22 protein-coding genes are annotated in these 20,977 nt (G+C 59.3%); all 22 read right to left on the bottom strand.

The window, feature by feature from the left end; translation table 11 throughout:
- Positions 1-16 precede the first annotated feature (16 nt).
- The 22 genes from coaBC to ruvX all read right to left on the bottom strand — a co-directional run bounded on the left by coaBC (position 17) and on the right by ruvX (position 20,977).
- Complete coding sequence (coaBC, locus tag FFT87_RS09290) at positions 17-1,216, bottom strand: bifunctional phosphopantothenoylcysteine decarboxylase/phosphopantothenate--cysteine ligase CoaBC (RefSeq protein ID WP_219948464.1); 1,200 nt, start codon at positions 1,214-1,216, stop codon at positions 17-19.
- 11 nt (positions 1,217-1,227) lie between these two features.
- Complete coding sequence (gene rpoZ, locus FFT87_RS09285) at positions 1,228-1,488, bottom strand: DNA-directed RNA polymerase subunit omega (RefSeq protein ID WP_219948463.1); 261 nt, start codon at positions 1,486-1,488, stop codon at positions 1,228-1,230.
- Positions 1,481-2,410 (bottom strand): guanylate kinase, encoded by a 930-nt coding sequence (gmk, locus tag FFT87_RS09280; RefSeq protein WP_219948462.1) that lies wholly within the window; start codon positions 2,408-2,410, stop codon positions 1,481-1,483. Before gmk ends, rpoZ begins: the two co-directional genes overlap by 8 nt.
- Positions 2,410-3,252 carry an orotidine-5'-phosphate decarboxylase gene (gene pyrF / locus FFT87_RS09275; RefSeq protein WP_219948461.1) on the bottom strand — a complete coding sequence of 281 codons (843 nt, stop codon included), beginning with the start codon at positions 3,250-3,252 and terminating at the stop codon, positions 2,410-2,412. The genes gmk and pyrF overlap by 1 nt, the downstream gene beginning before the upstream one ends.
- Positions 3,245-6,559, bottom strand: a complete 3,315-nt coding sequence (gene carB, locus FFT87_RS09270) for a carbamoyl-phosphate synthase large subunit (protein WP_219948460.1) — start codon at positions 6,557-6,559, stop codon at positions 3,245-3,247. Before carB ends, pyrF begins: the two co-directional genes overlap by 8 nt.
- On the bottom strand, positions 6,559-7,698 hold the full coding sequence (carA, locus tag FFT87_RS09265) for a glutamine-hydrolyzing carbamoyl-phosphate synthase small subunit (RefSeq protein ID WP_219948459.1): 1,140 nt from the start codon (positions 7,696-7,698) through the stop codon (positions 6,559-6,561). Before carA ends, carB begins: the two co-directional genes overlap by 1 nt.
- On the bottom strand, positions 7,695-8,189 hold the full coding sequence (locus FFT87_RS09260; RefSeq protein WP_219948458.1) for a hypothetical protein: 495 nt from the start codon (positions 8,187-8,189) through the stop codon (positions 7,695-7,697). The genes carA and FFT87_RS09260 overlap by 4 nt, the downstream gene beginning before the upstream one ends.
- Positions 8,182-9,507 carry a dihydroorotase gene (locus FFT87_RS09255; protein ID WP_219948457.1) on the bottom strand — a complete coding sequence of 442 codons (1,326 nt, stop codon included), beginning with the start codon at positions 9,505-9,507 and terminating at the stop codon, positions 8,182-8,184. The genes FFT87_RS09260 and FFT87_RS09255 overlap by 8 nt, the downstream gene beginning before the upstream one ends.
- Positions 9,508-9,565: 58 nt before the next feature.
- A complete protein-coding gene (locus FFT87_RS09250) occupies positions 9,566-10,513 on the bottom strand; it encodes an aspartate carbamoyltransferase catalytic subunit (RefSeq protein ID WP_219948456.1) in 948 nt (315 codons plus the stop codon).
- Positions 10,510-11,037: a bifunctional pyr operon transcriptional regulator/uracil phosphoribosyltransferase PyrR gene (gene pyrR / locus FFT87_RS09245; protein WP_219948455.1), complete on the bottom strand. Its 528-nt coding sequence runs from the start codon at positions 11,035-11,037 to the stop codon at positions 10,510-10,512. The genes FFT87_RS09250 and pyrR overlap by 4 nt, the downstream gene beginning before the upstream one ends.
- A gap of 78 nt (positions 11,038-11,115) precedes the next feature.
- Positions 11,116-11,976, bottom strand: coding sequence for an ABC transporter permease (locus FFT87_RS09240; protein WP_255560140.1), 861 nt, complete (start codon positions 11,974-11,976; stop codon positions 11,116-11,118).
- Positions 11,954-12,994, bottom strand: coding sequence for an aliphatic sulfonate ABC transporter substrate-binding protein (locus FFT87_RS09235; protein WP_219948453.1), 1,041 nt, complete (start codon positions 12,992-12,994; stop codon positions 11,954-11,956). Before FFT87_RS09235 ends, FFT87_RS09240 begins: the two co-directional genes overlap by 23 nt.
- 33 nt (positions 12,995-13,027) lie before the next feature.
- Positions 13,028-13,840 carry an ABC transporter ATP-binding protein gene (locus FFT87_RS09230; RefSeq protein WP_219948452.1) on the bottom strand — a complete coding sequence of 271 codons (813 nt, stop codon included), beginning with the start codon at positions 13,838-13,840 and terminating at the stop codon, positions 13,028-13,030.
- A 92-nt stretch (positions 13,841-13,932) separates the two neighbouring features.
- Positions 13,933-14,346, bottom strand: a complete 414-nt coding sequence (gene nusB, locus FFT87_RS09225) for a transcription antitermination factor NusB (RefSeq protein ID WP_219948451.1) — start codon at positions 14,344-14,346, stop codon at positions 13,933-13,935.
- A complete protein-coding gene (efp, locus tag FFT87_RS09220) occupies positions 14,347-14,910 on the bottom strand; it encodes an elongation factor P (protein WP_219948450.1) in 564 nt (187 codons plus the stop codon).
- A gap of 71 nt (positions 14,911-14,981) precedes the next feature.
- Positions 14,982-15,437 carry a type II 3-dehydroquinate dehydratase gene (locus FFT87_RS09215; RefSeq protein ID WP_219948449.1) on the bottom strand — a complete coding sequence of 152 codons (456 nt, stop codon included), beginning with the start codon at positions 15,435-15,437 and terminating at the stop codon, positions 14,982-14,984.
- Positions 15,438-15,465: 28 nt separating this feature from the next.
- Positions 15,466-16,542, bottom strand: coding sequence for a 3-dehydroquinate synthase (gene aroB / locus FFT87_RS09210; protein ID WP_219948448.1), 1,077 nt, complete (start codon positions 16,540-16,542; stop codon positions 15,466-15,468).
- Positions 16,539-17,048: a shikimate kinase gene (locus tag FFT87_RS09205; protein WP_219948447.1), complete on the bottom strand. Its 510-nt coding sequence runs from the start codon at positions 17,046-17,048 to the stop codon at positions 16,539-16,541. The genes aroB and FFT87_RS09205 overlap by 4 nt, the downstream gene beginning before the upstream one ends.
- Positions 17,038-18,243 (bottom strand): chorismate synthase, encoded by a 1,206-nt coding sequence (gene aroC, locus FFT87_RS09200; RefSeq protein WP_219948446.1) that lies wholly within the window; start codon positions 18,241-18,243, stop codon positions 17,038-17,040. The genes FFT87_RS09205 and aroC overlap by 11 nt, the downstream gene beginning before the upstream one ends.
- 65 nt (positions 18,244-18,308) lie before the next feature.
- On the bottom strand, positions 18,309-19,175 hold the full coding sequence (locus FFT87_RS09195; protein WP_219948445.1) for a shikimate dehydrogenase: 867 nt from the start codon (positions 19,173-19,175) through the stop codon (positions 18,309-18,311).
- An 11-nt stretch (positions 19,176-19,186) separates the two neighbouring features.
- On the bottom strand, positions 19,187-20,512 hold the full coding sequence (gene mltG, locus FFT87_RS09190; protein WP_219948444.1) for an endolytic transglycosylase MltG: 1,326 nt from the start codon (positions 20,510-20,512) through the stop codon (positions 19,187-19,189).
- A gap of 3 nt (positions 20,513-20,515) precedes the next feature.
- Positions 20,516-20,977 (bottom strand): Holliday junction resolvase RuvX, encoded by a 462-nt coding sequence (gene ruvX, locus FFT87_RS09185; RefSeq protein WP_219948443.1) that lies wholly within the window; start codon positions 20,975-20,977, stop codon positions 20,516-20,518.

Raw genomic sequence — 20,977 nt, 5'->3', positions numbered from 1 at the left:
TAGTGATGAATGGGTGTCAGCGGGCGGCGAACACGAGATCAAGAATGCGGTGGGCCACCGACAATTTGCTTCCGCTTGCCTCACCCACTCTATCTCCGGCCGTGTTGATGACGATGACAGTGTTACGGTCTGAGGCGAAACCCTCAGTCCACCCGACCCGGTTCACCACAAGGTAATCGCACCCTTTGCGGGTAACCTTTGCTCGGCCGAGCTCAAGAAGCGCTGCATCGTCTGGTTCCGTCTCCGCGGCAAAACCGACAATGACCTGATCACCGGAACGTGCAGCAACGACTCCCCGCAAAATGTCCGGATTCTCTTCGAGCCGCAACTCGAGCGTGCTCGAGTCACTGCGCTTCTTAATCTTCGACTGCGCGGTCTCTGCTGGACGATAATCGGCCACCGCGGCAGCCATCACGATCAGATCAGCGGTCACCGCCTCCGCGTTAACAATCGACTGAAGTTCTAAAGTCGTGCCCACCTCAATAAATCGAACCCCTGCAGGCGGTGCGACCTCAAGGTTTGCGCCGATTAGGGTCACCGAGGCACCGCGAGCGGCAGCCGCAGTAGCGAGAGCAACGCCCTGTTTTCCGCTCGAACGATTGCCGATGAACCGCACAGGGTCAAGAGGCTCCCGCGTGCCTCCCGCAGTGACGAGAACTGACCGACCGGCGAGGTCGCGCGAGGCGACCGCTACATCGAGGACCGCAGCGACAATGTCGCTCGGCTCCGACATCCGACCTAAACCGCTGTCTGAGCCAGTCAATTGCCCGGATTCCGGACCAACGAAGCGGATGCCGCGTGAACGCAGTGTCTCGACGTTGGCGACAGTCGCCGGGTTTTGCCACATTTCGGTGTGCATCGCCGGGGCGAGTACAACCGGCGCTGTGCTGGCAAGGATCGTGTTGCCGAGGAAGTCGCTTGCCTGGCCGGTCGCAATCTTGGCGATCGTATTAGCCGTTGCCGGAGCAACAACGATCACGTCGGCCGCCTGGCCGACAGAAACGTGACGAACCTCGTCCACACCTTCATAAAGGTCAGTGTGGACGGGGTTGCGGCTAATCGCCTCAAGAGTGGGGAGTCCAACAAACTTGAGTGCGTTGCTTGTTGCCACGACATGAACGTCATGCCCGGCGAGCACAAGCTCACGTATTACGGAGACTGCCTTATAGGCAGCGATTCCGCCAGAAATCCCGACGACTACGTTGAGCGCGGTCATCGAAGTAGGTTCTATTCGCCGCTGAGTCGCTTGAGTTCGAGCTTGTCTTCGTTGATCTCGCGGAGAGCAACCGACAGGGGCTTGTCTTCGATTGTCGAGTCAACGAGGGGTCCGACGTTATCGAACAAGCTTCCCTCGTGGAGGTCTGCGTAGTAGTCGTTGATCTGGCGAGCCCGCTTGGACGCGAAGATTACGAGCTGGTACTTCGAGTCGACCTTCGACAGCAATTCGTCGATGGGGGGATCAATGATGCCCGAGTTCTTGTCAGCCATTGGAGTGCTCCTTGGAGTCGGAAGTGGTCGCGCCAGCGGGCGCATCCATCAATTCTACGACTTCTTGAGCCGCTTGGCTTACTTCTGTGTTCACAACTTTCACATCAAACTCTTCTTGAGCCGCCAATTCGACCTTTGCGGTGTCTAATCGGCGCGCCTGTTCTGCGGCATCTTCCGTACCACGACCGATTAATCGACGCACCAATTCTTCCCACGTGGGGGGCAAGAGGAAGACCAGAAGGGCTTCAGGCATCACCGCACGAACGGAGCGGGCGCCCTGCAAATCAATCTCAAGCAGAACGCGCTTTCCTTCGGCAAGAGCAGCATCGATCGGCGGGCGCGGCGTGCCATAACGATAGGAGTTGTGAACAACCGCCCACTCCAAGAGTTCATTGTCCGCGATCATCGCATCGAACTGCTCATCACTGACGAAGTAGTAGTGGACACCGTCGATTTCGCCAGGTCTCGGCTTGCGCGTAGTCGCTGAAACACTCAGCAGAACATCGGCGTGATTTTCCCGGATGTAGCTCGACACCGTGCCTTTGCCGACAGCAGTTGGACCAGCCAGCACCACGAGACGAGTCGGCTCTGCTCCCTGACGTGAAGCCAGATAAGCGGTGAGTCGTACCCGCTGCTTCGGGCCGAGGCCGCCGACGCGTTTACGTTCCGCGATGGCAAGTTCTTCCATGACGGCTTCGACCCGCGTTGGACCAAGTGATGGCACGCTCATCAGCAGTTCACGAACCAAAAGTCGTGCCTCTGCGCTATCCGGTTGAGACCATGCCGTGCGGGCGACGCTCAACGCCGTTCGAGCGCGCTCAGCGACTTCACGTTTTACGGCAGCTCGGGCGCGTCGCGCCACAATTGCCGCACGAGAGGCGGCCGCACGATCAACGGCAGGTGGCTCGGGGCGAGGTCCCATTAGCGAACCTGCTCTCGGAGCTGTGACCGAAGCGACCGAAGTTCGGCAGGAATTTGGCTCGCACCTTCTTGAAGGACGCTGCGTGAGACGGTCACAATCGTGTTGGCGACGGCATCACCGTACAGTTCACGTGCTTGCTCTACTTGGGCGCCCTGCGCTCCGAACCCCGGAGCCAGAATGGGGAGATCAACAAGTTCACCATTGCGAATGCCGTAGTCGGCAAGGTCAACCGTTGCGCCGATAACAACACCAAACGAGCCAAGACCGCTCTCTGTATTGAGCGCCGCAACGTCGCGAACGACACTGGCGGCAACAGTTGCACCCTCGTGCTCACCCTCGGTGATCCGAGCAGACTGGATGGTGTGGGCCGACGCGTTCGACGTTGCCGCCAAGACGAATATTCCCTTACCCGCCGAGCGTGCGAGATCGAACGGTCCGGCGAGCTCTGAAACGCCCTGATACGCGACCGCCGTCATGGCGTCTGCCTCTAATGGCGAACCTGGCGTGAGCCATGCCTGCCCATAAGCATCGACGGACGATGACAGATCGCCGCGCTTCACATCGGCGATGACAAGCAGTCCGGCGGAGCGTGCCAGCGCGAAAGACTCCTCGAGAACCGCATAGCCCGCAGAACCGAAGCGCTCGAAGAAGGCAACCTGGGGTTTGATCATTCCTACGTTGCCTGCTGCGGCATCCACCGCACGCAGCGCGAACTCGCGAACCCCGTGGGCATCGTTCGACAGCCCCCAGCTTTCGAGCAGGAATGGATGAGGGTCAATGCCCATGCAGACTCCCCCGAATTCCTCGAAGGTTTGAGCTAAGCGAGAGGAGAAACTAGGCATTGTTGGCTACCTTCTCAAGCTCAGCAGCACGGTCGAGGGCGTAATCCTGAAGCGAGCGCACATCGAAGCCGTCTCGAATCGCCTCGAACGAGGCAACCGCTGCCGCTAGTTGTGCGATTGTCGTGAAGATCGGTTTATCGGCAGCGACAGTTGCTGTTCGAATTTCGTACCCGTCAGCACGCGCACTGCGGCCACTCGGAGTGTTGATCACCACATCCACCTTGCCGTCGTTGATCATCTCCACAATTGACGGCTCTGCGACATCGACTTCCTGCCCCATGAAGTACTTGCGCACGACCTGGGCTTCGATGCCGTTGCGTGCCAAGATCTCTGCGGTACCTTCCGTGGCCAGAATGGTAAAGCCAAGCTGGCTGAGACGGAGGACCGGAAGGATGACGGCACGCTTATCGCGGTCCGCGACCGAGACGAAGACCGAGCCGCTGTCGGGCAAGCCACCGTAGGCCGCTTCTTGGCTCTTGGCGAACGCCTTCGGGAAGTTTGAGTCGATCCCCATGACTTCACCGGTTGAGCGCATCTCCGGGCCGAGAACTGAGTCAACGACCTGGCCCTCAACGGTGCGGAAGCGTCGGAAAGGCAAGACAGCTTCTTTGACAGAAACCGGCGACGTCGATGGCACTTGCGAGCCGTCGAGCGCGGGCAGCAATCCACTATCGACGAGCTGGCGGATGCTCGACCCGGCCATCACAAGAGCGGCAGCCTTCGCGAGCGGAATGCCCAGCGCCTTCGAGACGAACGGAACTGTTCGGCTGGCACGCGGGTTGGCTTCGAGAACATAGAGGATGCCCTGGCCAATAGCGAACTGCACGTTCAGCAGGCCGCGCACTCCCACGCCTTCAGCGATTGCGAGCGTTGCTTCCCGCACGCGCTTGAGCACATCCCGCCCGAGCGTCACCGACGGAAGGGTGCAGGCCGAGTCTCCGGAGTGAATACCGGCTTCTTCGATGTGCTCCATAATTCCGCCAACGTAGAGCTCGGTGCCGTCATAAATGGCGTCGATGTCAATCTCGATCGCATCGTCCAGGAAACGGTCGACGAGCAGCGGCGAAGTCTCAGAAATGATGACGACGTCGCGCACCCGCTCAAAGTAGTCGGCGAGAGCGTCGGTGTCGTAAATGATTTCCATCCCGCGGCCACCCAGCACGTGCGACGGACGCACGAGCACCGGGTACCCGATGTTCTCGGCGATAGCGATCGCTTCGGACTGGTTGGTTGCGGTGCCGTTCTTTGGCGCGAGCAATCCGGCGTTGTCGAGAATGGCCGAGAACAGTCCGCGTTCTTCGGCGAGGTCGATCGCTTCGGGCGTTGTTCCGAGGATCGGGATGCCCGCATCTTTCAGCCCCTGAGCGAGCCCGAGCGCGGTCTGCCCACCGAGCTGCACAATCACTCCCAGGAGTTCACCACTCTTGCTTTCGGCGTGGATGATCTCAAGCACGTCTTCGAGGGTGAGGGGCTCGAAGTAAAGCCGATCGCTCGTGTCGTAGTCGGTTGAGACGGTCTCAGGGTTGCAGTTGATCATGATGGTCTCATAACCGGCATCTGAGAGCGCGAACGAGGCGTGAACACAGGAGTAGTCAAACTCAATGCCCTGGCCGATTCGGTTGGGACCTGAACCGAGAATGATGACCTTCGTCTTATCGCTCGGGGCAACTTCGGTCTCAGAATCGTAGCTTGAGTAGTGGTACGGGGTCAGCGCCGGAAACTCCCCCGCACACGTATCGACCGTCTTGAATACGGGACGCACGTCGAGTCCCCAGCGCAGGTCACGAATTTCAGCTTCGGTAGCGCCGCGGAGATCGGCTATTTGCACGTCGCTGAAACCGTGGTTTTTCGCGTGAGTGAGCAGTGCGACTGTCAGTTCGTCAGCAGCCGCAATGTCGGCGGCCACTTCGTTGATGAGTGCGATCTGATCGACGAACCACGGGTCAATCTTGGTTGCCTCAAAAACTTCTTCGGTCGTGGCCCCTGCTCGCATCGCCTGCTGCACCGTGATGATCCGACCATCAGTGGCGATGGCCGACAGCGCCAGTAGTTCTGCCTTATTTCCCACTTCACCATTCCAGTGGAAGCTCGAGTCACGCTTTTCTAGCGATCGCAAGGCTTTCTGGAGCGCCGTCGAGTAGTTACGACCGATGGCCATAGCTTCACCGACTGACTTCATGGTGGTCGTGAGACGTGTGTCGGCAGCGGGGAACTTCTCGAAGGCGAATCGCGGAACCTTGACCACGACGTAGTCGAGCGTCGGCTCGAAGCTTGCCGGCGTAACCTTCGTAATGTCGTTCGGGATCTCGTCGAGACGGTAGCCGATCGCCAGCTTGGCCGCGATCTTGGCAATCGGAAAACCTGTCGCTTTTGAAGCCAGGGCGCTCGATCGCGAAACTCGCGGGTTCATCTCAATGACGATCACTCGACCAGTGGCGGGATCGATTGCGAACTGAACGTTGCAGCCACCGGTGTCGACGCCAACAGCGCGGATGATGTCGATTCCGATGTTGCGGAGGTTTTGGTACTCGCGGTCGGTGAGCGTGAGGGCGGGAGCCACCGTGATCGAGTCGCCGGTGTGGACTCCCACCGGATCAACATTTTCGATCGAACACACTACGACAGTGTTGTCTGACGTGTCACGCATGAGCTCAAGCTCATACTCTTTCCAGCCCAGGATGCTCTCCTCGAGCAGCACCTCGGTGGTAGGACTCTGGTGCAATCCATCGGTAACCATGCGCACGAGTTCTTCGCGGGTGTATGCGAATCCAGAACCGAGCCCGCCCATCGTGAACGAGGGGCGAATCACGAGGGGATATCCGAGGTCTTCGGCAAACTCAACCGCCTCAGTGACGGTGTGCGCGATGTATGACTTTGCAACCTCTGCGCCACAGTCGATCACGAGCTGCTTGAAGATCTGGCGGTCTTCACCGCGGTTAATCGCTTCAAGGTTTGCGCCGATTAGCTCAACGTTGTACTTCTCGAGGATGCCGTGAGCATCAAGTTCGATCGCCGCGTTGAGCGCGGTCTGCCCACCCAGTGTCGGCAGCAGCGCATCCGGGCGCTCCTTAGCGATGATCGACTCAATAACTTCCCACGTGATGGGCTCGATGTACGTGGCATCGGCGAAGTCAGGGTCGGTCATGATCGTGGCCGGGTTCGAGTTCACGAGGATCACACGAATGCCCTCTTCGCGCAGCACGCGGCAGGCTTGTGTTCCGGAGTAGTCAAACTCCGCGGCCTGACCGATAACAATCGGGCCGGAACCGATGACCAGTACCGAGGAAATGTCTTGTCTCTTGGGCATTACTTGCTGTCCTTTGCGTTCTCGAGAACAAGGTCGCGGAACCTGTCGAAAAGATAATTGGCATCGTGGGGGCCTGAGGCCGCCTCGGGGTGGTACTGCACGGAGAACGCGGGGATGTCGAGGGCACGAAGGCCTTCAACCACGTTGTCGTTGAGGTTGACGTGACTAACTTCGACGCGACCGAAACCTGCTGGCGACTGGCTAATCTCCCCGATGGGAGCGTCTACGGCAAAGCCGTGGTTATGGGCGGTGATTTCGGTGCGCTGCGTCTGCACATCAATCACTGGCTGGTTGATCCCGCGGTGGCCGAACGGCAGCTTGTAGGTTCCGTAGCCGAGGGCGCGACCGAGAAGCTGGTTGCCGAAACAGATTCCGAAGAACGGCAAGCCTTTCTTGAGCACCTCGGTGAGGAGGGCGACGTGGGCATCGGATGCCGACGGGTCGCCTGGACCGTTCGAATAGAAGACGGCGACCGGTTCGATGGCCAGCAATTCGTCAAACGTGATGGTCTGAGGAAGCACGTGTACATCGAATCCACGATCGGCCAGATAGTTGAGCGTTGAGGTCTTGACGCCGAGGTCGAGAACGGCCAAACGGCCAATGCTCTCCCCCACCGCTGCGACAACATACGCGTCGGCAGTTGACACTTCAGAGGACAAGCTCTGCCCGCTCATCTGTGCCGCGGCCGTTACCGCGGCAAGTTGCTCATCATCGCTGAGTGTGGCCTCGACGCCGGAGAAGATGCCCCCACGCATCGAGCCAGAGTCGCGTAGTCGACGGGTGATGGCACGCGTGTCGACGCCGCTGATGCCCACGATGCTCTGCTCCGTGAGTTCGTCATCCAAAGAGCCGTCTGCACGGTAGTTCGAGACAACGCGGCTAGCATCGCGCACCACAAAGCCCGATACCCAGATTCGTGACGACTCGGGATCTTCATCGTTCACCCCGGTGTTGCCGATATGAGGGGCTGTCATGACGACGATTTGTCCCGCATAGCTGGGATCGGTGATCGTTTCTTGGTAGCCGGTCATGCCGGTCGCGAAGACGACCTCGCCGATCCTCTGACCACGGGCACCGTAGGCCTGACCGAGGTAGCGGGTGCCGTCTTCGAGGACGAGCACTGCAGGTTCAAAAGTCACTGGGACTGCCTTTCATTGCCGACGACACTATCGAGGGCACTTTCGCACGCCTCGGGGTCGTCCATTCGGAAATAGCTATCGACTGCAGTGCCATCGAGGGTCCACTCGATCACCTGCAGTCCGTTGTTCTCAACTACACGATCGATGGTCAAAGATGCTCGCGAAAATGCTCGCACGTCGCTGCGCGGGATCCACAGGTCGCGTTCGCCGGTGCGGAAGACCGCGACGCCTGTGGGGTGCGCTTCAATGGCACAGTTGCCGCGGAACCCGAGGCTGTGGACAGCGACACGGTTGAGTTGATCTCCTCCGAGCGTCGTCGACACATACTTCCCGCTGAAGCTGGGGTGTCCGCTAGGAAGATCGGCTGGCGGTTGTTGCGGTACGCCGATATGGGATTGACGTCGCTTTCGTGCATACCAGCCGGCAACCATCAGCCCCAGAAGCAGCACGACAAAGGCGATCACGATCAGGGTTGAGACGTCTTTAGACATTGTTGGCCTCCGTCGCTGCGAGCCGGGCATGGAGAGCGACCTCAGCCGCCTCCACAACTTCGCCATCCCGCACGGTTTCGTAACCGTTGTGGATGGTGGTCATGACGCGACCGGGAAGCTCACGCCCCAAGTAGGGAGAGTTCGTCCCTTTGCCACGAAGCGATGCGGTAGAAAAGATCGATCGCGCGCTCGGGTCGATCAGCACAAGGTTCGCCGCGGATCCCATGGCGAACGGAGTCGCGTAGCCATCAAGACGGCCAATTTCTGCAGGCTTCTGAGAGAGAACTCGCGAAACATCGGTCCAGTTGAGCTGCCCAGTGTCGACGACCGCTTGCTGTACAACGTTGAGAGCCGATTCGAGACCAACCATTCCGAAGGCTGCTTCGGCCCACGAGCACTCTTTCGCCTCGGCGGGGTGAGGAGCGTGATCTGTCGCGACGATATCGATCGTCCCGTCAGCGAGGGCGGCGCGTAGTGCGTGAACGTCCTCATCCCGACGCAAGGGCGGGTTCACCTTGAAGCGTGCGTCGTAGCCGCGAACTAGCTCGTCGGTCAAGAGCAAGTGGTGCGGCGTAACCTCCGCCGTCACGGCGATGCCGCGGGCCTTTGCCCAGCGGATCACGTCGACAGATCCTGCTGTAGAGAGGTGACAGATGTGAAGTCGGGCCCCCACATGTTGGGCGAGCAAAACATCACGCGCGATGATCGACTCTTCGGCGACGGCAGGCCAGCCGGCAAGTCCGAGTTCGCTAGAAACCGCACCCTCATTCATCTGCGCATCCACGGTGAGAGTTGGCTCCTGAGCGTGCTGAGCAACAACCCCGTCGAACGTCTTGACGTACTCGAGCGCACGCCGCATCAGTAACGCGTTGTGGACGCACTTACCATCGTCCGAAAACACTCGCACGCCCGCGCGAGAGTTCGCCATTGCGCCGATCTCCGAAAGTTTGGTGCCCTCAAGTCCCTCGGTTACCGCACCGATCGGACGCACCGTGGCGTAGCCGTGATCGTTGCCGAGCGATTGCACCTGCTCGACAACACCGGCGGTGTCCTGTACCGGCATGGTGTTAGCCATGGCGAAAACTGCGGTGAATCCGCCCATCGCTGCGGCGCGCGTGCCAGAGAGAACAGTCTCGCTCTGCTCAAAGCCGGGCTCACGCAAGTGGGTGTGGAGATCAACCAAACCAGGAAGAGCCTGCAAGCCCGCAGCATCGATTGTGCGATCTGCGGAGGTCGCGTCAGTGAATACTCCGCGATCGATCGTAAAGTCTGTCCGTTCGCCACTCGGCAAGGTGGCGTTGACGATTCTGATACTCACGAGAGTCCTCTTCTCTGGATTAATAAGCAAACATGGGCGGCAGGACTGACACCCGCGCTCACCGCTCCACAGCTCCGGACAGCAAGTGATAGAGCACCGACATTCGAACCGAGACGCCGTTCGCCACCTGTTCGAGAACTGTCGACTGCGGTGAATCTGCGGCTGCTGCCGAAATCTCAAGGCCGCGGTTCATCGGCCCAGGGTGCATAACCATGCTACTTGCTGGCAGCGCATGCAGCCGTTCATCGTTGAGCCCCCACTGGCGCGAATATTCACGAGCATTGGGGAAGAACGCAGCGGCCATCCGTTCAGCCTGCACCCGAAGCATCATGATCACCTCGGGGCCCTGTGCGATCGCGTGGTCCAGATCGTAAGTGACCTTGACCGGCCAACCACTGAGGTTGACAGGCAAAAGAGTTGCGGGGGCGACGAGCGTGACGTGGGCCCCGAGCGTCGTCAGCAACCAGACGTTTGAGCGCGCGACTCTCGAGTGAACAATGTCGCCAACAATCGTCACGGTGACGCCGTCCAAGCCCTTACCCCGAGCAGCGCTGCCATGAAGACGGCGACGAATCGTAAACGCATCAAGCAGTGCCTGAGTCGGATGCTCGTGCGTACCGTCACCGGCATTGACGATTCCGGCATCAATCCACCCAGAGTCGGCAAGCGTTTTAGGGGCACCGGATGCCCAGTGGCGCACGACGACAGCATCGGCGCCCATCGCGGCAAGAGTCTGAGCAGTGTCTTTCAGATTCTCGCCCTTGGAGACGCTTGAACCTTTAGCCGCGAAGTTGATGACGTCGGCGCTCAGTCGCTTTGCCGCAGCCTCAAAGGAAATGCGCGTTCGAGTGGAGTCTTCAAAGAAAAGGTTGATGACCGTTTTACCCCGAAGAGTCGGGAGCTTCTTGACTTCCCGTTCTCCGACAGCGGCCATGTCTTCGGCAACGTCGAGAATGGCAATTGCTTCGTCGCGGGGTAAGCCCTGCGTTGTTAGTAGGTGCCTCATCCGATCGTCACCTCGTCAGCTCCATCGATCTCTTCGAGACGCACGTTGATGCGTTCTTCCATCGAGCTGGGGAGATTCTTTCCCACAAAGTCGGCCCGAATCGGAAACTCACGGTGACCACGGTCTACGAGCACAGCCAATCGCACTGCTCGCGGACGGCCAAGATCACCGAGCGCATCAAGCGCAGCCCGGATCGTGCGGCCGGAATAGAGCACGTCATCGACAAGAACAACGGTCTTACCGTCGATACCGCCGCTGGGGATCTCCGTCGGCCCTGTTGCCCGCGTGGGATTCTGCGCCAAATCGTCACGGTACATCGTGACATCGAGAGCTCCCGCGGGAATGACCGCAGAATCAACCGATTCGATGATCGTCGAGATCCGGTGAGCGAGAGTTACGCCGCGCGTAGGAATACCGAGAATGACGAGGCCGTCGGAACCGCGATTGGACTCAAGGATTTCATGGGAAATCCGAGTCAACGCTCGAGTGATATCAGCATGCTGCAACACAGTGCGTACAGACATTCTGACCTCCTTCCCCGCCTCTCTGGACGGAATTTAAAGGAAATCTGTTTCACCGACTATACCGCGCTCGCGGCAGCGCTACGACCCCCACCGTTTCAGGAGGAAACGCTCGAGAAGCCCAACAAGGCTGTCCGTCGTCTTTCCCAGCACTCCGAGCAGAATGATCGTCAAGAACAGGCGATCGATGCGTCCATTTTGTTGGGAATCGACAAGCAGATAGCCGAGCCCGAGGGACGCACCAAGGAGCTCCCCCGCGACCAAGAACAGCCACGCCTGCGCCAACGCTAGGCGCAACGAAGAGATCACCGCCGGTACGACTGAGGGCAATTGCACAAGGCTCAAGAGCGCGGGCCCCGAATAGCCGTAACTTCGCCCCAGTTCGACCAAGTGAGCATCTACATGTCGCAGTGCTGACGCGACCGTCGTATAGACCGGAAAGAACGCGCCAATCGCAATCAAGGCAACCTTAGAGTCCTCGTTGTAACCGAGATAAAGCCCGAGCAGCGGAACCCACGCGAGCGACGGCACTGCCCGGAGAGCCCCCAACGTCGGGGCAAAAAAGTCAGAGATTCGAGCCGATAAGCCAACAACTGCTGCCAGCGCCAAACCAACGATCGAGCCAATTGCGAAACCCAGCAATACACGCTGTGTCGAGATCGCCACGTGTTGATAGAGAACCCCGCGTTCGTAGAGATCCACGCCGGCGGTCCAGACGCTCAGCGGTGTTGGCAAGCGGTAGCTCGCCACGACACCAGCGGTAGCAATCGTCTGCCACAGCGCGACCAACAGAATCGGAAGAACTGCCCCGAGGATCGCGGAGCGAACCCAGCGACGTCGACGTTGAGGAATATCAGAAACGGTCGCCGGAGCGACCCTGTCGCTAGTCGCGACGGGCCGCTCCAACACGCTGGAAACGTTACTCGGTGACACGGCTCGGATCCGCACCGTCGACATACGTGGTTTCGAAGAGCGAATCGAGAGCGGAATCGATCTGCGACTGTTCGGCCACTGCCCCCGAGTCAACAAAGATCGGGCCGATCACGTTAAGGACATCACGTTGCTTCTGGCCCGGTGCGGGATCGATGTCCAGGTTCGTGCGCTCGAGGAGTACAGAGTTGGCAATAGGCAGTTCAATCCCGGCGACATCAGCAAAGATCGCTGCGGCATCATCCGGGTTGTCCGACGCCCACTGGCGAGCCTTCTCGTACGCATCGACCACTAGCTGGGCCAGATCTGGCGAAGTCTCGAGAAAGCTTTCTGTCGCGTTCAAGAATCCGTAGCTATTGAAGTCCGGGTTGTCGTACAGGATGCGTGAACCCGCATTGACGACTGAGGCGCTCATGAGCGGATCGAGGCCGGCCCACGCGTCCACCGCTCCCGACTCCAACGCTGTCTTGCCATCGGCGTGTTGGAGTTGAGTGATCGTGACTTCGTCAAGTCCAATGCCGACTTCTGCGAGAGTTTGGAGCAAGAAGAAATACGGATCGGTACCCGCATTGGCGCCAATGTTCTTGCCGCGCAAGTCGTTTGCCGACTGAATTGGTGAATCAGCGGCGACAACGATGGCAGACCAGTTGGGCTGCGAGTAAACATCGACCGTCTTGATCGGCGAACCGTTGGCACGGGCCAACAGCGCTGCCGAGCCAGCGGTCGAACCAATGTCGAGTGCTCCGGCACGCAGGGCGTCGTTTGCCGCAGCAGAACCCGATGATTGGATCCAGGTAACCTCAACGTCATCGCCGAGAGTGGCTTCGAGCCATCCCTCTTCCTTGATGATGAGGCTCAGCGGGTTGTAGGTCGCAAAGTCGACGGCGAGGTGGTCGCTGCTCCAGCCTCCCTCATTGTCAGTGGCGTCAGAAGCCAGTGCGGAACCTTCGCCGGCAACGCAACCGGAGAGCCCGAGCGTCAGCGCGACAGCGCCTGCGGCGAATGCAGAAATTAGTGAGCGGCGAGACATAGTTTCCTTCGTGGGTGAGAGAGAAGTTGATGATTAGGGGGCACTGAGATGGTGGGTAGCAACGCCGAGGCCCTCAAGCAGTTCAGCCCGAAGCCCGGCAAGGTCTCCGCTACCTCGATCACGCGGACGCACGCCGGGAGCAGTCACCGTGGCACGGATGCTCGATGCGTCGCTCGTCGTGCCGGGAGCCGCAGCCCCCAGTAAGATCACGCGGTCCGCCAGATAGAGGGCTTCGTCGACATCATGAGTAACGATGATGATCGTGGCGGGTGCCGCCGCATGGAGCTCTAAGAGCAGGTCTTGCATGGCAAGTCTTGTCAGCGCATCGAGCGCGCCAAAAGGCTCATCGAGGAGCAGCACGCCTGGCCTGCGGGCGAGCGCACGGGCAAGTGAAACACGTTGCGCCATTCCCCCGGAGATCTCACGAGGGCGCAACTGGGCAGCATCCGAAAGTTTCACAAGTTCCAGAAGGTGCGCAACGCGGTCATGATCGTCACTGGTTCGCTTGCCTCGCGGAAGCCCGACTTCAACATTGCGTTTGATTGAACGCCAGGGCAGCAATCGCGGCTCTTGAAAGGCGATCGCCGAGCGCGCATCGAGGCCAGTAACGGGCACACCGCCGATCGTGATTGCGCCGCCGGTAGGCAAATCTAAGCCACCAATGTGGCGTAAGAGTGTTGACTTGCCACAGCCTGAAGGCCCGATGAGGGCAACGATCTCTCCGGCCGCGATCTCGAGGTCAATCTTGTTGAGAACTCGACGCTCGCCAAAACTCCGCGAGAGATCGCGGATTGAGACAGACAGCGCATCGGCTGCTGTGCTGCGGCGTAGGGGTGAAGAACTCATCCCTGAACGCTAGAACCAAGCGACCACGCTGGCTATTTGCGTCGTAACGTAGCGTCACGCGACCGCGTAACGCTACGTCACATAAGCACTAACTATTCGTTGCTGGCAGCGATTCGACCGAGCAAACCATTGATGAAGCCAGCAGAATCCTCCGTTGAATGAAGTTTCGCTGATTCGACTGCTTCGGAGATCGCTACACCGGCAGGGATCTCGTCGTTGTACAAAATCTCCCACAGGCCAATCCGCAGGAGAGCGCGGTCAACCGCGGGCATCCTATTGAGCGGCCACCCTTGGGAATACGTCTCGATGAGTTCATCGATCTCGTCGCCGTGTTCGGTGATTCCCAGAACGACTTGCTGCGCGTACGCCCACGACGTCGCGCGTGCAGGATCATTCATCGCGCGTAAGGACTCGGTTGCCAACGCTTCGTTGATGCTCTCGCCACGAACGTCTGCACCGTACATAAGATCAAGCGCGCGTTTGCGTGCTTTGCTGCGTGCCCCCACTTAGTCGTTCACGCGACCGAGGTAGCCGCCATCGCGGGTATCAACCTTGACCTTGGTGCCCTGTTCGAGGAACAGAGGAACCTGAATCTCGTAACCGGTCTCGACTGTCGCCGGCTTGCTGCCTCCGGTCGAGCGGTCGCCCTGAAGCCCTGGCTCCGTGTACGTGATTTCCAGAACGACGGATGCGGGAAGTTCTACGTAGAGCGGCTCACCGTTGTGCAGCGCGATAACCACGTTCTGGTTCTCAAGCATGAATTTGACGGCATCGCCAACAGCTTCAGCGCTCAAGGTGATCTGGTCGTAATCGCTCGTGTTCATGAACACGAAATTTTCCATGTCCTTGTACAGGTACTGGAACTCTGAACGATCGACTGTTTCAGTTTCAATTTTGGCGCCGGCGTTGAACGTGCGGTCGACGGTCTTACCCGAGCGAACGTTCTTTACTTTGGTGCGGACAAAAGCTCCGCCCTTGCCCGGCTTGACGTGTTGGAACTCGATAACGGTCCACAATCCACCGTCCATGTTGAGAACGACGCCGTTCCTGATGTCAGCGGTAGAGGCCATGCGTAAAATCCGTTTCTGTTAACGAGCAAAAGCGCCGCTGTGCGTAAAAACGACAAATGCGACGTTCGAGTCTAACTGAGTCGGCGCGTAACCGCGTCGAGCGCAAGAATGTAGGACTCGAAACCGAATCCTGCGATCACCCCGGTCGCAACGCCAGAGATCACGCTCGTGTGTCGAAACACTTCACGAGCGTGCGGATTCGTAATGTGCACCTCTACTAGCGGAAGCCCCGCAGACGTGACCTGCGCTGCCGCATCCCGCAACGCGTAGGAATAGTGAGTAAACGCAGCGGGATTAATAATGACCGATGCTCCGGCGTCTACCGCCTCATGCAGCCACGAAATTAGTTCGGTTTCGCTGTCGGTCTGGCGGAAGTCAAGCTCAACCGATGATGCGTTGGGCAGCGACGCAGCATGCGTTTCTAACCCGTCGCGGAGTTCGACGAGCGAACCGCCCCCATAAACGTCAGGCTCTCTGCTGCCGAGTCGACCGAGATTGGGGCCGTTGAGCACAAATACTTTAGTCACCGCTTCACTCTAGCGAGGCACTCGCCCGCTAAACCCCAACTTCTTGATATGCCGAATAAAGCATCGCTTCATCGGGACCATTGAGCATCGTCGGACGACCAACTGAGTCAAGAACGACAAACCGAATCATTCCCGCGCGTGCCTTCTTGTCTCTCTGCATCGTTGCCAGCAGAGTCTTCCAACGGCCAAGAGGGTAATCAATAGGAAGACTCAGCGATTTCAGAATGCTGCGGTGCCGATCAACAACGTCGGAGCTCAATGAGCCAGCAAGGTGAGCAAGCTCTGCGGCAAACACCATTCCGACAGCCACTGCTGCTCCATGACGCCAGCGATACCGTTCAGCATGCTCGATCGCGTGACCGAGCGTGTGGCCGTAGTTCAGAATCTCTCGAAGTCCGGTCTCGGTAAAGTCTTCGCCGACGACACGAGCCTTGAGACCAATCGACAGCTCAATTACCCGGCGAAACTCAGCAGAATGTGGGTCGATGACTTTCGCGACATCCGCCTCGATAATGTCGAGAATCTCTGGTTCGCCAATGAAACCGCACTTCACAATCTCGGCAAAGCCAGCCAAGACCTCGTTTGTGGGGAGGTCATCCAACACATCGAGATCAGCAACAACGGCGCTGGGCGCATAGAAAGCCCCGACGAGGTTCTTTCCCTCTGCTGTGTTAATGCCGGTCTTGCCACCGACGGCAGCATCAACCATTCCTGCGACGCTCGTCGGGCACTGGACGAGCTGGATACCGCGCAGCCAGGTGGCCGCGACGAAACCGGCAAGGTCTGTCGATGCACCGCCCCCGAAGCCAATGACGGCATCGGTGCGCGTGAAGTCGGTCTGGCCCATGATTTGCCAGCAAAAAGCCGCAACTTCGACGCGCTTGGCGTCTTCGGCATCCGGCACCTCGGCGAGAAGCACTTCGTATTTCTCGGAGAGAGATTCGCGCAGCGCGTTGGCCCGCGCACCCAGCGTTGCGGGGTGGATGATCAACACCTTCGCCACTTGCGGGCCAAGTTGTTCCGCAAGCTTCGGAAGCAGGCCGCGGCCAATGAGTACGTCGTAGGGGTTTGTGCCGGCCACGGTGATGGTCGTAGTTTCGGTCATTGCTGTTGGGTTCCCAACCAGTCGGCGATTTCTCGCGCGACTTTCTCCATAGGCATTAGTGAGGTGTCGATCGTGAGCGAAGAAAGTGCGTCGTAAATGGGGCGACGGGCCTCAACCAGCTTGTGCCACTCGTCGGCATTTTTCGCCAGAGGGCGCTTGCTCCCGACGATTCGCAGGCGGGCAGCTGCCTTCGACATCGTGAGTTGAACCACGCGATGCGATTCCAAATCAGCACGGGTCTCAAGGTTGAGCACCGCTCCCCCGCCTAAGGTAACGACGGCAGGCTCAAGCAAAGCGTTGGCAACCGCTTCCCGCTCTCGTTCGCGAAAGTAATCTTCGCCAAATTCCTCGAAAAGTTCGGGGATCGGTCCGTGAGAGGCGACAACAACCTTGTCTGTATCGATCAGCGGCACATCCAGAATCTTGGCAAGTCTTTTGCCCGCTTTCGTCTTGCCCGACCCTGGCGCCCCAATGATGACAACCAGAGCGCCACCGTCATTCAGCACGAGACGCGTTCGTTGTGCTGAGCGAGTCGGGAATCGACGCAACGTACGAGTCGAGATTGCGCTTGGTCTCACCGAGCGAGTCGCCACCAAATTTTTCGAGAACTGAGTTCGCGAGGGTGAGCGCAACCATTGCTTCGGCGACTACGCCCGCAGCCGGAACCGCACACACGTCTGAACGCTGGTGATGCGCAATTGCTGCCTCCCCCGTTGCAACATCAACCGTGCGGAGAGCACGCGGCACAGTCGAAATCGGCTTCATAGCCGCGCGGACACGGAGCACGGTTCCTGTCGTCATCCCGCCCTCAATGCCACCAGCACGGTCGCTGAGCCGCGAAATGCCGTCCTCTGCTTGCACCAACTCATCGTGAGCCACTGATCCGCGGCGAACCGCCGTCTCAAAACCATCACCGACTTCGACACCCTTGATCGCTTGGATCCCCATGAGTGCGGCAGAAAGCTGCGCATCAAGTCGGCGATCCCAGTGCGTGTACGAACCGAGCCCGGGCGGAAGCCCATAGGCCAATACCTCGACGACGCCACCGAGAGTGTCGCCCTCTTCATGAGCGAGATCGACTTCAGCAACCATGCGCTGGGAAGTCTCAGCATCGAAGCAACGCAGCAGGTCAGCATCCAACACGGCAACATCGCTTGGTGCGGGAAGCGCACTGCCCTCTGGCGCGCGAACGGTGCCAATGGACAGCGTGTGACTGACCAGCTGGATGCCGAGGCCACCAAGAAAGGCACGAGCGACGGCGCCGAGCGCGACCCGCGCTGCGGTCTCGCGTGCACTCGCGCGCTCCAAAACATTGCGCGACTCGGCGAAATCGTACTTCTGCATTCCGACGAGGTCGGCGTGGCCAGGTCGAGGCCGAGTAAGAGCAGCGCCGCGGCCCTTGGGAAGACTCTCGGGGTCAACGGGAACGGGGCTCATGACATCTACCCAGCGCGGCCACTCCGTGTTGCCAATGCGCAGCGCAATGGGGCTTCCCATGGTGGCTCCGAAACGGATTCCACCGCTGAGCGTGAGTTCATCTTGCTCGAACTTCATGCGAGCACCGCGGCCGTAGCCCAGCGTGCGGCGCACAAGATCTGCCTGAATCTGTTCAGGTGAAATAGGCACGCCCGAAGGCATCCCCTCAAGAATTGCAACCAACTCTGGGCCGTGCGATTCACCGGCCGTTAACCATCGAAGCATGCGTCAATCCTCCCACAAGTGTGCGCTCACCTTTCGCCCCGCAGCGTCTCTTGGGAGCTGTCCGATCAAACGTGGACGTGCTCTCCCGGGGTTTCGATCGCGGCGCGCATTGCGTCAATCGCTTCCGCTTCACGGGCAAGAGGCACGTCGGAAGTTCCTGCGGCGAAAATGCGAACTTGAGCGATAGCCTGATTGATCAAAAGATCGTGCCCCGAAATTACGGAGCCTCCGACATCCATCCAGCTCTGTGCGACAGCGCTTGGCCACGGGTCGTAGGCAACATCGAAGAGAGTGGCAGCAGAGCGGACTCGCTCGTCAAACACCAAGTCCATCGCTCCACCGGGGACAGTGGTGATGATCGCCGACGGAATGTCCCCCTCCAACGGTGAATCCTGCCACTGACGTATCTGCACTGCGGCACCCAACGATTCGCCAAGTTCCCTGAGCGAGCCCGCCTTTGCCGGAGTGCGGGCGAAAATCTGTACGCTGCGTGCGCCAAGACGAACAGATGCGACCAGCAGCGAGGCAGCTGTGGCTCCGGCTCCGAGAATCCACACTGACTCGAGACTCGACAGGCCGGCATCAAGAAAGCTCCTCATCGCCCCTTCGACATCAGTGTTGTAGCCGCGGAGACCGCCATCGGTCAGAACGACAGTATTGGCGCCTCCGACCAGGCCGACAAGCGGATCTGCCCAGTCGAGCAACGGAACCACATCGCGCTTAAGGGGCATCGTCAGAGAGAGACCTCTCCAACGCCCATCGAGCGCACCCAGGAAGGCGGGCAATGACTCGCCGGTCAGCTCTACAGCGTCATACTTCCAATCGAAGCCGAGCTTCTCATAGGCGGCGCGGTGAATTGCGGGACTGAGTGAGTGCTCAATCGGCGAACCTAGAACTGCGAGTTGTGACCGATCGGATGCCTCAGTCACCATGTCAGGACGCTCTAGCAATAGCTACCATTCTCATCACTCGCTGCGCACCAATCGCGCAGTTGCTGCGCTGCCGCCTCGTGGTCGTCAACGTTCGTCGTGAACACCGTCTCCCCCGTTGCCAAGTTGATCGGAACGAAGAAGAGCCAATCCCCGGCGACGGGGTTTATTGCAGAATCAATGGCCAGCTCGCCAGGCAATCCGATCGGGCCGACTGGCAAGCCAGGGTTCGCGTAGGTGTTATACGGGTTACTCGCATCGGCTCGCTCGGAATCCGTCGTCCACACTGTGTGCAAGTTGCCGGTGCCGTAAGCGACGGTCGCATCCGACTGCAGCAAAATGCCTTGGTCGAGTCGGTTGTAGAACACTCGAGCAATTTTGTAGAAGTCTTCGGTGTTTGGGCCCGCTTCGCGCTGCACAAGCGCAGCCATTGTCAGGATCCGGTAGCGGTCTTCCACCGCGACGCCAGCCGCATCCAGCTTCTCGTACATCGTGTTGACCATGAGGTCGAGCACTACGTAGGGGTCTTGCCCGCCATCCAGCTCGTAGGTGGCGGGAAAAAGATAGCCTTCGAGACTGATTGCTTCGGCGGGAAGTCCAAAGTAAGCGAGGTCGTCGGCTGCCGCTTGCACATCTTCGAGAGCAATTCCGGTGGTCTCGGAGATAATCTCAAGCGCATCGGGCAGAGTTGTGCCCTCCGTAATCAACAGCCGGTCGGTGACCTTGTTCTCAGGATCGAGGAGGGCGTCAAGTGCAGACTGTGCGCTCATTTCTTTCTGGAGCGAGTAGTTTCCGGGAAAGAATGCGGCGTCACTTTCCTGTGCGACGAGCAGGTCATAGAACGCGTCGAAGGTCATCGTGACGCCAGCAACGTGAAGGCTCCGAGCAATGTCCGAGCCGATATCCCCGGAGTTGACGGTCACAACTACTTCTTCACCATTGCCCGTGCCGGTGTAGTCATTCGGCAATTCCCAGCCCAGGACTTCCCGGATTTTGTCTTCGTAGTTCGCCCAGGCGTACGCGGTGACGGCGGCGCCGGCGAGAGCGATAATGAGCAGAGGGAGCCCGATAATGAGCAACAGCCGACGCTTACGACGGGGCGACTCTGAAGCGTCAGAGTCAACGACAGTCGTTCCTGAATCAGGCGAACGACGTGATGCCCGCGACTCGTGAGCTTCACGCGCCTCGCGACGTGTCATCGGCTGTTCGCCAGCGGGGGCCGGCTGCTCAGCTGGCACTTGATCTTCCGTGCCGTGCGATGCTGATGCGCGAGCTGGCTGAGGTTCGCTCTCACCAGATTGATCGGTGAAGATGTCTTCCCAGTTCGGTTCATCGGCCATAGGTCAAGATCCTAGCGTCGGTTCGACGAGCTCCCCTGGCGGTCTTGCCGCCGAGCGCTCGAAGTCGAGGGCGTGTTGCAAAATTATAACGGCGGCCACCTGATCGATGACCGAACGCGAGTTTTTTGTGGTTCGCCCCGAAGCTCGCAGCGCTGATTGAGCGCTCATCGTGGTCATGCGCTCATCTACGAGGCGCACAGGCAGCTCAGAGTTGTCGGCAAGTTGTTGGGCGAACTTGCGGGCGTCAGCCGTTGATGCCGTGTCGCGCCCCGATAACGCGATGGGCAGACCAACGACAAATTCGACGGCATCATGTTCCGCCGCGAGAGCAAGAACTTTAGCCACGCTTCGACCGGCGCGCTGCACTGTCTGGACCGGAGTGGCAATCATGCCGTGCGGATCGCTGCGAGCGACACCTACGCGCACCTTGCCGACATCAATGCCGAGTCGTGTACCCGCGCGCAT

This window comes from Salinibacterium sp. M195, assembly GCF_019443965.1.
Taxonomy (GTDB): Bacteria; Actinomycetota; Actinomycetes; order Actinomycetales; family Microbacteriaceae; genus Rhodoglobus.
This window is presented reverse-complemented; position numbering and strand designations above follow the sequence as displayed.